The organism is Actinoplanes sp. NPDC051343 (assembly GCF_044455125.1).
GTDB lineage: Bacteria > Actinomycetota > Actinomycetes > Mycobacteriales > Micromonosporaceae > Actinoplanes.
The window spans coordinates 268,084-279,560 of record NZ_JBITEL010000016.1 but is presented as its reverse complement, the minus strand read 5'-3'; the positions used below and the strand labels follow the sequence as shown (position 1 = coordinate 279,560).

The window sequence follows — 11,477 nt, the reverse complement described above, 5'->3', positions numbered from 1 at the left end:
GAACTCGAGCCGGTCATCACCGACATCGCCACCCGCGGCCTGTCGTACGGCATTCACGTGGTCGCCTCGACCTCGCGCTGGATGGACTTCCGCCCGGCGATCCGCGACCTCTTCGGCTCCCGGCTCGAGCTGCGGCTCGGCGACCCGACCGACTCGCTGATCAACCGGCGGGCCGCGATGACCGTGCCCGACAAGCCGGGCCGCGGCATCATCGAGCACCCCGCGGACAAGAACAAGGGCCTGCACGTGCTGACCGTGCGGCCCGAACTGAGCACGCTGGACGATACGAACGCGCTGGTGAAGGCCATCGCCGCGAACTGGGCCGGCCCGCCCGCCCCGCGGGTGCGGATGCTGCCGGCCACGGTGCCGCACTCGGACCTGCGCCCGGGAACCGGGCTGCGCCTTCCGATCGGCCTCGCCGAGGCCGACCTGAAGCAGGTCGAGATCAACTTCGGGTCGGGCTCGCACTTCCTGCTGTTCGGCGACATGGAGAGCGGAAAGTCGTCGTTCCTGCGGGCACTCGCCGCATCGATCATGGCTCAGTTCCAGCCCGAGGAGGCCCGGATCGTCCTGGTCGACTACCGGCGCAGCCTGATCGACATACCGGAGTCCGAGCACCGCATCGGGTACGGCATGCAGGCCCAGAAAACGCTCGAGCTGATGCAGTCGGTGGCCGGCTACATGGAACGCCGCCTGCCCGGCCCGGACGTGACCGCCCAGCAGCTGCGCGACCGTTCCTGGTGGACCGGACCCGAACTGTTCGTCCTGGTCGACGACTACGACCTGGTCGTGGCCGGCCCGACCAACCCGCTCACCCCGCTGCTCGAATATCTGCCGCAGGCCCGCGACGTCGGCCTGCACCTGGTGCTGACCCGGCGCTCGGGCGGCGCCGGCCGGGCCCTGTTCGACCCGGTGATCCAGCGGCTGCGCGAGCTCTCCGCGCCCGGCCTGGTGATGTCGGGGTCCCCCGACGAGGGCGCGCTGATCGGCAACGTCCGGCCGGCGCCGATGCCGCCCGGCCGCGGACGGCTGGTCACCCGGCGAGAGGGCGTCCGCCTGGTGCAACTCGCCTACCTGCCGCCGCGGTAGCGGCCGGACCGTCCGCACGCACCGGGAAATGGATCGGGCCGCGGACGATGCCCGAGGTGCGGCGGCGCAGGGTGCCGGCCCGGGCCAGGCCGGGCATGCGTTCGGCCAGGCGCTGCAGGCCGATCGTGGCCTCCATGCGGGCCAGCGGTGCGCCCACGCAGTAGTGGATGCCGCTGGAGAATGCCAGGTGGTCGGCCTGAAGGGTGCGGTGGATGTCGAACGTGCCGGCGCGGGAGAAGACCGCCGGGTCGCGGTTGGCGGCGGCCAGCATGGTGATGACGTACTGACCGCGCTTGACCGGGACGCCGTCGACGTCGAGGTCTTCGAGGGCGCACCGGGCCGTACGCTGCACCGGCGGATCCCATCGCAGCGTCTCCTCGATCGCCGGTCCGGCCAGGGCCGCCGGGTCGTCGCACAGGTCGCGCCACTGGGCCGGGTGGGCCAGCAGGGCGTTGACCGCGTTGCCGATCAGGTTGACCGTCGTCTCGAAGCCGGCCACGAGCAGCAGCGTGCACATCGGCCGCAGCTCGGAGGGCTGGATCTGGGCGGAGGGCGCCGCGACGAGGTGGCTGATCACATCGTCGGCCGGAGAAACCCGGCGCAACTCGAACAGGTCGCCGAAAAGTTCCGTCAGCGTCTCGTTCGCCGCTCGCAGCCGGGCCGCGTGGGACAGCGAGCGGATGCCGCTGAGGGCACTACCGATGACCGTTCCGACCGAGGAGAACTGGGCCGCGTCGGCGTCCGGCACCCCGAGCAGGTCGGTGATCACGGCGATCGGCAGCGGCGCCGCGAACGACGACACCAGGTCGAAGGATCCCTTTGCCGCAGCCGCATCGAGCAGGGAATCGACCTGCGCGACGACCCGCGGCCGGTAGCCCGCCATCAGCTTGGGGCTGAAGAACGGCTGGGCCAGGCGCCGCAGCCGGGTGTGGTCGGGCGGGTCCATGTCGAGGAACGACATGTCGAACTCGTCGGACGTCTGCACCCGTTCGCCGCTGCGGACCCCGAAACGCCGGTCCCGCAGCACGAAGTTGCAGACCGGGTGGGACGGCGAGATGAAGGAGCCCAGCCGGGTCGGCACCACCGAGCCGATCGAGCGCACCCGCTCGTAGATCGGGTACGGGTCGTCGCGCCCGGCCCGGCCCCGCAGCTGGGCCATCGGGTCGCGCCAGACCGTGCGGTTATAGGCGTCCGTGAACCGGCGCAGGTAGAGCGAGGTCGCGAATTGCAGCGCACCGGCCAAGGGGCACCCCCGTCACGAGTGGTCGCGGATCCAGGCGTCGATCAGCCCGCCGAAGTGCCCGAGGAACTTCTCGTGCTCGTGGACCGGGTACGTCGCACGGACGGTCTCGCGCAGCAGCGACTGGAACTCGGCCGACGACACCCAGTCGTGGACGATCTCGTCGACGTCGGCGAGGTACCGCGAACAGAACTCTTCGTACTTGTCGACCTCAAAGTACTCGTCCGCGAGCTGCCGGTAGGCCCCCAATTTCTCCGAATAGGACATTTCGGAGTCGGCGATTCGGAAATACGCCGCCGTATCAAGATCAAGACGCGGGCGGCGGCCGGTCACGACGCAGAAGACGGTCCAGCGCACCAGCGCGGCCATCGCCCACGGGAAGTAGTAGTGCAACGACGTGATCGCCACGTCCGGGCACGCGTTCGCATAGTCGATGGGATAGACATCGGTGCCACGCACCAGCGACTCGCAGGAGTTGAACTCCCAGCGGAAGAACGCGTTGACCAGCCGCGAGATGGTGACCACCTCGTTGCCCTGCTCGGCGCCGAGGAAGCCGTGGTCGACCTCGTAACGGGCGTGCATGGGCTGCTCGGGCCGGAACTTCATGACCATGGTCTCGGGTCCGATGGTCAGCGACCGGGCGAACACGTCGTAGCCCTCGACCGACGCCTGCAGATGCATGAGCCGCTCCCCCGACGCGTCGTAGGCGGCGTGCAACTCCTCGGCATTCCGGATCTTGGAGACGCCGACCCACGCACCACCGTCGTAGGGCTTCATGAACATCGGATAGCCGACCTGGGCCGCCGTCTTGTCGAGGTCGAACGCCTGGTTGTAGCGGGCCGCCGTGTAGGCGTAGCGGCTGTTGTCGAGCGGGTTCTTGTACGGCACCAGCACGGTCTCGGGCACCTTGAGGCCGAGCCGGATCATCGCGCAGTAGGCCGCGTGCTTCTCCATCGACTGGAACGTGAACGGGCTGTTGAGCAGGTACACGTCGTCCATCAGCGCGATCTTCTTGAGCCATTCGCGCGGGTGGTAGTACCAGTAGGCCAGCCGGTCGATGACCAGCTCGTGCTTCGGTTTGTCGCGCAGGTTGAACGGCTCGATGGTGACCCGTTCCGACCGCACCCGGTGGCTCCGGCCGTCCGGCGCGCCGATCACTCCGACCCGCCGCAGCAGCGCCTCGTAGGCCCGCGGCCAGTCGTCCTCGGTGCCCAGCAACAATCCGATCGTGTGCTCGACGTCCGCCACGGAGTCCTCCCCTTAAAAGACACGCTGCAGCAAAGAAGTCAGATGAGGATCGAGGGCGTCGCGCCACCCGGTCCAGGTGTGCGCGTCGCGATTTTCGGCGAGGCCCCCGGCGTATCCCTGCGCGCGCAGGTAATGCGCCATGGCCCGGTTGTTGGCGAGGTTCTCCTCGACCGATCCGCAGGTCAGGGTGGCCGGCACGGCCGGGCCGTCGCCGGCCCGGCGCACTCGCCCGACGAATCGAACAATGCGCAGCCAGCGCGGGAAACCGGATTCCTGCGAGTCGAGCCGGGGCTGGAAATAGCTGCCCGACTGCAGAAAGAGCCCGGCGAAACCCGCCGGATGGCGACGCTGCGCATGCAGCATCGCGAGGGCGCCCAGGCTGGCGCCGACGCCGACGACCGCGGGCCTTGCCGCCCCGAGATGAGCGGTCACCCGCGGCAGGATCTCCTGCGCCAGGCTTTTGGCGTACGCCGGGGAGGCGCTGTACCACTCGAGCCGGTCATTACTGGGCAGCAGAACCAGATGGCAGGGCGCGACCCGGCCGGCCGCGATCGACGTGGCGAGGAACCGGCCCAGCTCGGCGAACCGGTGGTAGTCGGGGCCGTCGTGGGCGACCACCAGGCGGTCGCCGGCACCCTCCGGCGACCAGATCGACGCGGTGATCTCGCCACCGAGCGCCGGCAGCCGCAGGTCGGCCCACTGCCCGGCGACGGCCGGCTCGCCGAGCCACGCCGGCTCGCGGTAACCCGGGGCCCAGCGCACCGAGACGTCGCCGAAACCGCCGGGTGCGCGCCGCGGCTCCTCCGGGTCGAGGACCCACTCGGTGCGGCCGTCGCGGTGAGTCAGCTCGAACTTGTACTCGATCCGATCGGCGGGCGGCCACTCGAGTGGCAGCTCCCAGGAACCGGTGCTCACCGCGTACGAAAAAAGGGGTGACCCGAGGTATCGGCAATCGAGCCGCACCGCGGCGAGACTCCGATGGGGATCCGGGAAGCGGAAGCGGACCGCCGTGCCCGTGTCGCACGCCCCGGCCGTCGCCTCCATGACCAGAGGTTAGCCGTGAACGGGCGGCCGCGCGCGGGAAGAGAGATCAGGGGGTGTAACTCTGCGGCGAGGACGGCGACGGGCTCGCCGGCAGCCCGAACATGTCGGCCAGGCCGGTCACCCGGAGCTGGCGGTGCACGAACTCGCTCGGGTTGCGCAGGATGAACCGGGTGCCGGTCTCGCGGGCCGCGTTGTAGCCGGTGACCAGCGCGCCGACGCCCATCGAATCCATGAACGTGACGTACGTGAGGTCGACGATCATGGTGACCGGGTGCTCGGCGTGCAGCGTGGTCAGCAGCGAGTTGCGCAGCGCGTCCACGGTGGCGGCGTCCAGGGTCCCGCGGACGTCGAGGACGATCGCCCCGTCGGCCTGGCGTCGAGTCGTCATGACGGCCTCGCCCATCAGCGGCCACCCCCTCCCCGACTCAAAATACAACGACTACCGCGGGCCTCGCCGCACATTCCGTACGGGAAAAAGCCGGTACCGAAAAACTCGGTTCGAGTTGCGCCCACCACCTCAGGTGCCCATGGTGATATCAGCTGTCGCCGATGTTGACGCGAGAGGCGGACTCGTACATGGCCACGACATCGTCCGGACGACCCGGGGTCTTCGCGATCCGGGACGTCCGATCCCTGATCACCGAGACCGCCGAGGAGGGGCAGGGCCTCAAGAAGGCGGTCGGCGTCACCCAGCTCACCGCGATGGGGGTCGGCGCCATCATCGGCACCGGCATCTTCGTGGTGATCGGCAAGGGGTCCGGCATCGCCGGCCCGGGCGTCATCCTCTCGTTCGTGCTCGCCGCGGTGGCGTGTGCGTTCTCGGCGCTGTCCTACGCCGAACTCGCCTCGTCGATCCCGGTCTCCGGGAGCGCCTACACCTACAGCTACGCCACGCTGGGCGAGCTGGTCGCGTGGATCATCGGATGGGACCTGATCCTGGAGTACGGCGTCTCGGTCGCCGGCATCGCGGTCGGCTGGGGCGGCAACGTCAACGCCTTCCTCGACGCGGCGTTCAACTTCAAGCTGCCGGACGCCATCGCCAAGTCACCGTCGGAGGGCGGCGTCTTCAACCTGCCCGCCGTCATCGTCGTGCTGGCGATCGCGTTGCTGCTGGTGCGAGGCGTCACCGAGAGCGCGCGGGTCAACCTGATCATGGTCGGGATCAAGCTGATCGTCCTGGTCTTCTTCCTGGTCATAGCGTTCGCCCACTTCACGACCGCGCACATGACCCCGTTCGCGCCGGCCGGCTTCCACGGGGTGACATCGGCGGCCGCGGTCATCTTCTTCGCCTACATCGGGTTCGACGCGGTGTCGACGGGCAGCGAGGAAGCGCGCAACCCGGCCAAGGACCTCCCCTGGGCGATCATCGGCTCGCTGGTGATCTGCACGGTCTTCTACGTGCTGACCGCGGTCGGCGCGCTCGGCATCGCCACGCCCGCCCAGATGCAGAACAGCAACGCGCCGCTGGCCACCGCCCTCGACAAGGGCGCCGGCGTCAGCTGGGCGGCCGGCATCCTCGCCCTGGGCGCGGTCGTCGCCATCACCAGCGTCGTCCTGGTCATCTTCTACGGCCAGACCCGCATCTTCTTCGCCATGTGCCGGGATGGCCTGCTGCCCCGGCAGATGGCCAAGGTCAACCCCCGGTACGGCACCCCCGCCCGCCTCACCCTCGGCCTGGGCGTGCTGATCGCGATCCTGGCCGCCCTGGTCCCGCTCGGCACCATTGTCGAGCTGGTCAACATCGGCACGCTGTTCGCGTTCGTGCTGGTCAACATCGGTGTGATCGTGCTCCGGCGGACCCGGCCGGAGATGCCCCGGCCCTATCGCGTGCCGTGGTCACCGGTACTGCCGATCATCGGGGTGGCGTTCGCGGTCTACCTGATGTCCGACCTGCCCTGGGAGACCTGGGTGCGGTTCGTGGTCTGGCTCGCGGTCGGGCTGCTGATCTACGCCGCCTACGGCTACCGGCACTCCAAGCTGCGCACGTCGCCGACCGGAACCCCCGGGTGGGCCTCGCCGGGCGGCCACGACGAGGAACCGTCGTGACCGGGCCGGTCATCGTCGGCGTCGACGGGGGGCCGACCGGCCCCGACGCCGTGGTGCTCGGCTGCTGGCTGGCGACCGCCCTCGGCACCTCGCTGACCGTGACCGCGGTGCACGCGGCACCGGCCGCGCTCGGCTCGGGCCGGGTCGACGCCGAGTGGGTCGCCGACCGGCACCGGGCCGCGACCCGGGTCCTCGACGAGACGCGCGCCTCGCTGGTCGGGGTCGCCTGCGCGATCGACTACCGGACGATCGCCTCCAGCTCGGCCGCGCACGGCCTCTCCGACCTGGCCGAGCAGCTCTCGGCGGCCTACATCGTGGTCGGCTCGGGCCGCAACGCGCCCCGCGAGCGCCTCTTCGCCGGCAGCACCGCCGAGCGGCTGATGGCCGGCAGCATCTGCCCGATCGCCGTGGCCCCGACCGGTCTGAAGGCACCGCTCGGGGCCCTGGACCGGATCGGCGTCGCCTACGTCGACACCCCGGACGGCCGGGCGGCCCTGACCGCCGCCGCCGAACTGGCCCGGCACAGCGGCGCCCACCTGCGGCTGACCACGGTCGTGGCGGCCGGCGACGCCGCCCTGCCGTTCCTGCTCGGCGACGACACCGAGCGGGCGTTCCTGGACACCGCCCGGGAGACGTACGAGCGGTCGCTGTCCCGCGCGGCCGCCGACGTGCCGGACGTGACCGCCGAGTGGGAGATCCGCCCCGGCGACCCGGTCGACACGCTGGCCGACCTCGACGACGTCGACGTGCTGTTCTGCGGCTCCCGCGGCTACGGCCCGGCCCGCCGCGTCGTCCTGGGCGGCGTCTCGGCCCGGCTGTCCCGCCGGGCCCGCCGCCCGCTGATCGTCGTGCCCCGCAGCGGCTGACGGTTACGGTCAGGAAATCCCAGGTCACCCTAGTGCTCGTCCGGGACCGGGCGCCGGGGCGGCGACGCAAAGTAGTCGCGCGACTCGACGATCTCCCCGTCGCGGACCCGCAGCACGAAGATGGCCGGCTGCACGAACGCCTCCCCGGTGCCCAGGTCGGTCCCCCGATATTCGAACTCGGCGACGATCACCTCGGGGTCGGCCGTCTCGTGGATCGTGATGCCGGCCGGCCGCCGTTCCAGCCGCGGGCCGTCGCCGGTCGGTGCGAAGTGCTTCCGCAGCTCGTCCCGGCTGCGCAGGGCGGGCGGCCGGTCCGGATCGAACGGGTGCGTGACGTGGGTCCGTTCCGCGTAGAGCCGCGGCAACTGCTCCCACCGCCCGGCGCAGACGCCTTCGACGAGGGTCAGGAACACCTCACGGGGACTTGCGGTCTCAGCCATATCCGAAGTCTAGACTTCGTTTATGAGATCGGACGGCCAGGCCAACCGCGACCGCATCCTGTCGGTCGCCGAGGACGTGTTCGGCCGCGGCGGCCCGGCCGCGTCGACCGAGGAGGTGGCACGCCGGGCCGGCGTCGGCATCGCCACCGTCTTCCGTCACTTCCCGACCAAGGCGGCCCTGCTCGAGGCCGTCCTGATCCGGCGTTTCGACCGTCTCTGCGCCCGGGCCGAAGGCGCCGGGTTCTACGACTTCTTCCGCTTCCTGGTCGCCGACGCGCCGACGAAGATCGCCATCGGGGACGCTTTCGAGGAGGCCGGCGGCGGCCTCGACGGACCCGCCGCCGAGGCCTCGCGCCGGTTGCGGCAGGCGGTCGGCGCCCTGCTCGCGGAGGCCCAGGAGGCGGGCACGGTGCGCCGCGACGTGGCGCTGCCCGAGGTGTACGCGTTGCTGGTCGCCACCTCCCGCACCGGCGGCGACGCCGGCGTGCGCGACCGCGTGCTGACGATCGTCTCCGACGGCCTCGCCCCTTGATCAAGCAAGCGTGAGGCGAAACCCAGGCCCTGAGCCAACTCGCGCGGTACCCACCCGGTCTAGGTCGAGTCGCGCAGCACCGGCCGGCTGGCGAAGACCTTGTCGTCGGCGCGGCCGGACAGCGCGGCCCGGGCGGCCGCCGCGGCGATCCGCTCCACCGGGTGCGTCGCCGTCGACAGGGCGGGGTGCACGGCGGCGGCCAGCGGGATGTCGTCGAACCCGGTCAGTGCGATGTCGGCCGGCACCCGCACCCCGCGGGCGGCCAGGAACTGCAGCACCCCCAGCGCGGTCGCGTCGGTCACCGCGACGATCGCGTCGGTGTCGGGCCGGCGCCGCAGAATCTCGGAGGCCGCCACGCGGCCCCGGCGGGCGGTGAAGTCACCGGGCACGATGCGGACCGGCAGGCCTGCGGCCCGCACCACCGAGACGTACGCGTCGAGCGGCGCCCGCGACGACGCCAGCCAACGAGGCCCGCGGACCAGGGCGATCCGGCGCCGCCCGGTCTCGTAGAGGTGGCCGGCCAGAGCGCCGACACCGGCCGCGCTGTCGACGTCGGCGCGGACCAGCCTCGAGGATCGACGCCCGCGCGTCGCGGAACGCCAGCACGATCCGGGTCCTCCCGCGCCCGGCCAGGCTCCGCGCTACCGGGTGCGGCCGGTAGCCCAGCGCTCCGGCCGCGGCCAGCACGTCGCGCCGTGCGCGCTCGGAGACCGGCCCGGCGCCCGACAGCGCCCGGGAGGCGGTCGCCACCGAAACCCCGGCCCGCCGCGCGACATCGGCCAGACCGGGCCGCGCCGGGGTCGCGCCGGGCGGGTCCGGGCGCTGCTGCGAACTCACGCCGCCCAGTTTCGCACCCGGGCTGCAACGCGGGATGCCCTCGGACCGGCGCCGCGGCGGCCGATGCTCAGCTGCGTCCACCCTTGACGTCTGGAGAACCTCGTGGCCGCAGCGCTGCACACCCTGCCGTACGCCGCCGTCGCCGACTGGACGGCCGGCCTCACCGAGCCGACCATCGTGGTCGCCGAGGACGACGAGAGCATCCGCGACCTGATCGCCGGGAAGCTGGAGGGCGCCGGCTTCCGCGCGATCACCGCGGGCGACGGCAGCACCGCCCTCGACCTGGTACACACCGTGCACCCCGACATGGTGATCCTCGACGTCGCCATGCCGGTGCTGGACGGGCTCAGCGTCTGCTACGAGCTGCACTCGTCGGCGCTGACCGCGCAGATCCCGGTGCTCATGCTCAGCGGGCGCGACCGCCAGGTCGACATCGACCTCGGGCGTACGGTCGGCGCCGACGACTATCTGGTGAAGCCGTTCAGTCCTCCGGAACTGCTCGCCCGCGTACGGTCGCTGCTCTATCGCGGTGAAGCGCTGGCCGCGTGACGGACACGCGCCGTGAACGAGGCGAGGCGGGCGGCGCGTAAGCGGTCACGTCTGGTCGGCCGAGCCCCGGCCCGCCAGCAGCGGCGTCGACCGGTTCCACCGCGGCCCGTCCCCGTCGGCCCGCCGCCGGGCCATCCCCGCCAGCGCCTCGAGCACCACCCGGTTGCCCAGCATCGCGGTGATCCCGGCGTGGTCGAACGGCGGCGACACCTCGACGATGTCCATCCCGACCACCGGAAGCTCGTGGCAGATGCGGGAAACGCTGTCGAGCAGCTGCCGCGCGGTCCGCCCGCCCGGCTCGCGGCACCGCACCGCCGTACAGGTGAACCTGGTTTGCCGATGTTTCCCCCGGGTACGGTCCTGCAACGGAAAAAGTTGGGGAGGTCGGGTCTATGCGAACGCTGGGCGGGCGCTATCAGCTCGTGCGGCGGATCGGCGTCGGCGGCATGTCCGAGGTCTGGCGCGGCCACGACGAAGTCCTCGACCGGCCGGTCGCGGTCAAGATCATGGGGCCTGCCACGGCGGTCCCGCCGGGCGGCCTGTCCGGCGTCGACTACGTACGCACGGAGGCCCGTTCCGCCGCCCGGCTGGCCCATCCCAACGTGGCCGGCGTGCACGACTTCGGCACCTCCACGACGGACGGCGGCGAGGTCCCGTACATCGTCATGGAACTGGTCGAGGGCCAGACCCTGGGCGAACACATGGCGGCCGGCCCCCTCGACTGGCACATCGGCGTACGCATCTGTGCCGAGGTGGCCGCCGCGCTGGCGGCGGCCCACGCCGAGCAACTGGTCCACCGGGACATCAAACCGGCGAACGTGATGCTCACCCCGAGCGGCGCCAAGGTCCTCGACTTCGGCATCGCCGCGTCGGTCGGCGAGCCCGACCCCGACCCGGACGGCCCGGTCATGGGCACCCCGGCCTACGTGGCCCCCGAACGCTTCGACGGCGACCCGGCCACCCCGGCGGCCGACATGTTCGCCCTCGGCACTCTGCTCTACCACTGCCTGTCCGGCCGTCTGCCCTGGTCGGCGGCCCGCCCGACCGACCTGATCCGGCAGCAGCGCTACGAGGACCCGGACCCGCTGCCCGACATCGACGGCCTGCCGCCCGAGGTCCTCGACCTGTGCTCCCGCTGCCTCAACCGCGACCCGGCCGAGCGTCCGACCGCCCTGGTCGCCGCCCTGCTGCTGGCCGAGGCGGTGGACGCCCGCGTCTACGTGCCGATGCACGACCTGTCCGCGAGCACCGCCCGCCCGTCCGCGCCCCCGCCGTGGGACCAGCGCGCCGCCGATGCGCCGACCTCGGTCGCCATACCGGCCGCCCGCGACCCGGAGCGCCGCACCGACCGGCTGGGCCGGCACCGCTCCGGATAGCCCTATTGGTAGCCGCGCTTGAGCAGGAACTTGGCGCCGGCGGCGAACCCCTCCGGGCTGAGCACCTCGAACGCGAACGCGTCGGCGAGCCGGTTCGTGATGTTGAACGCGGCGGCCACCGCGAGCGCGTCCTCGATCTGCTGACGGGAGACGCCGGCGGCCAGGACGCCCCGCATGTCGCGGCGCTGACCGTGCCGTCGCGGGTCAGCT

The 11,477-nt window shown here is 71.7% G+C and carries 15 protein-coding genes; 6 read left to right on the top strand and 9 right to left on the bottom strand.

Features of this window, described 5'->3' with window-relative positions:
• The coding region (eccCb, locus tag ACIA5C_RS41155; protein ID WP_396065256.1) for a type VII secretion protein EccCb at nucleotides 1–1,089 on the top strand (1,089 nt) is incomplete at its 5' end.
• Here eccCb and ACIA5C_RS41150 read toward each other — a convergent pair.
• From ACIA5C_RS41150 to ACIA5C_RS41135, 4 genes are read right to left on the bottom strand one after another with little or no spacing between them, the layout of a single operon-like run.
• Nucleotides 1,034–2,332, bottom strand: a complete 1,299-nt coding sequence (locus ACIA5C_RS41150) for a cytochrome P450 (RefSeq protein WP_396065254.1) — start codon at nucleotides 2,330–2,332, stop codon at nucleotides 1,034–1,036. The two genes, eccCb and ACIA5C_RS41150, sit on opposite strands and share 56 nt — an antisense overlap.
• 12 nt (nucleotides 2,333–2,344) lie before the next feature.
• Nucleotides 2,345–3,577, bottom strand: a complete 1,233-nt coding sequence (locus tag ACIA5C_RS41145) for a RimK family alpha-L-glutamate ligase (protein WP_396065252.1) — start codon at nucleotides 3,575–3,577, stop codon at nucleotides 2,345–2,347.
• 12 nt (nucleotides 3,578–3,589) lie between these two features.
• Nucleotides 3,590–4,621, bottom strand: a complete 1,032-nt coding sequence (locus tag ACIA5C_RS41140) for an alpha/beta hydrolase (protein WP_396065250.1) — start codon at nucleotides 4,619–4,621, stop codon at nucleotides 3,590–3,592.
• A 46-nt stretch (nucleotides 4,622–4,667) separates the two neighbouring features.
• Nucleotides 4,668–5,009 carry an STAS domain-containing protein gene (locus ACIA5C_RS41135; RefSeq protein ID WP_396065248.1) on the bottom strand — a complete coding sequence of 114 codons (342 nt, stop codon included), beginning with the start codon at nucleotides 5,007–5,009 and terminating at the stop codon, nucleotides 4,668–4,670.
• Between the two features lie 188 nt (nucleotides 5,010–5,197).
• Here ACIA5C_RS41135 and ACIA5C_RS41130 point away from each other — a divergent pair, with 188 nt between their 5' ends.
• A complete protein-coding gene (locus ACIA5C_RS41130) occupies nucleotides 5,198–6,667 on the top strand; it encodes an amino acid permease (protein WP_396065246.1) in 1,470 nt (489 codons plus the stop codon).
• A complete protein-coding gene (locus tag ACIA5C_RS41125) occupies nucleotides 6,664–7,533 on the top strand; it encodes a universal stress protein (protein ID WP_396065244.1) in 870 nt (289 codons plus the stop codon). Before ACIA5C_RS41130 ends, ACIA5C_RS41125 begins: the two co-directional genes overlap by 4 nt.
• 29 nt (nucleotides 7,534–7,562) lie before the next feature.
• Here the strand turns inward: ACIA5C_RS41125 and ACIA5C_RS41120 are convergent, their stop codons facing one another.
• The gene (locus ACIA5C_RS41120) at nucleotides 7,563–7,973 is read right to left on the bottom strand and encodes a nuclear transport factor 2 family protein (RefSeq protein WP_396065242.1); all 411 of its coding nucleotides are present in this window, start codon (nucleotides 7,971–7,973) and stop codon (nucleotides 7,563–7,565) included.
• 22 nt (nucleotides 7,974–7,995) lie between these two features.
• Here ACIA5C_RS41120 and ACIA5C_RS41115 point away from each other — a divergent pair, with 22 nt between their 5' ends.
• Entirely contained in the window at nucleotides 7,996–8,505 is a 510-nt protein-coding gene (locus tag ACIA5C_RS41115; RefSeq protein ID WP_396065240.1) for a TetR/AcrR family transcriptional regulator, read from the top strand.
• Nucleotides 8,506–8,564: 59 nt separating this feature from the next.
• On the opposite strand, the gene ACIA5C_RS41110 is transcribed toward ACIA5C_RS41115, so the two are convergent.
• Both ACIA5C_RS41110 and ACIA5C_RS41105 read right to left on the bottom strand, forming a co-directional pair.
• Nucleotides 8,565–8,987: a substrate-binding domain-containing protein gene (locus ACIA5C_RS41110; protein ID WP_396065272.1), complete on the bottom strand. Its 423-nt coding sequence runs from the start codon at nucleotides 8,985–8,987 to the stop codon at nucleotides 8,565–8,567.
• Nucleotides 8,884–9,255 carry a hypothetical protein gene (locus ACIA5C_RS41105; protein WP_396065270.1) on the bottom strand — a complete coding sequence of 124 codons (372 nt, stop codon included), beginning with the start codon at nucleotides 9,253–9,255 and terminating at the stop codon, nucleotides 8,884–8,886. Before ACIA5C_RS41105 ends, ACIA5C_RS41110 begins: the two co-directional genes overlap by 104 nt.
• A 189-nt stretch (nucleotides 9,256–9,444) precedes the next feature.
• On the opposite strand from ACIA5C_RS41105, the gene ACIA5C_RS41100 reads away from it, so the two are divergent.
• Nucleotides 9,445–9,891, top strand: a complete 447-nt coding sequence (locus ACIA5C_RS41100; protein WP_396065238.1) for a response regulator transcription factor — start codon at nucleotides 9,445–9,447, stop codon at nucleotides 9,889–9,891.
• A 45-nt stretch (nucleotides 9,892–9,936) separates the two neighbouring features.
• Here the strand turns inward: ACIA5C_RS41100 and ACIA5C_RS41095 are convergent, their stop codons facing one another.
• Entirely contained in the window at nucleotides 9,937–10,203 is a 267-nt protein-coding gene (locus ACIA5C_RS41095; RefSeq protein WP_396065236.1) for an arginase family protein, read from the bottom strand.
• A gap of 80 nt (nucleotides 10,204–10,283) precedes the next feature.
• Here ACIA5C_RS41095 and ACIA5C_RS41090 point away from each other — a divergent pair, with 80 nt between their 5' ends.
• Nucleotides 10,284–11,267 carry a serine/threonine-protein kinase gene (locus tag ACIA5C_RS41090; RefSeq protein ID WP_396065234.1) on the top strand — a complete coding sequence of 328 codons (984 nt, stop codon included), beginning with the start codon at nucleotides 10,284–10,286 and terminating at the stop codon, nucleotides 11,265–11,267.
• A 2-nt stretch (nucleotides 11,268–11,269) separates the two neighbouring features.
• On the opposite strand, the gene ACIA5C_RS41085 is transcribed toward ACIA5C_RS41090, so the two are convergent.
• A complete protein-coding gene (locus ACIA5C_RS41085) occupies nucleotides 11,270–11,443 on the bottom strand; it encodes a hypothetical protein (RefSeq protein WP_396065232.1) in 174 nt (57 codons plus the stop codon).
• Between the last annotated feature and the right edge of the window lie 34 nt (nucleotides 11,444–11,477).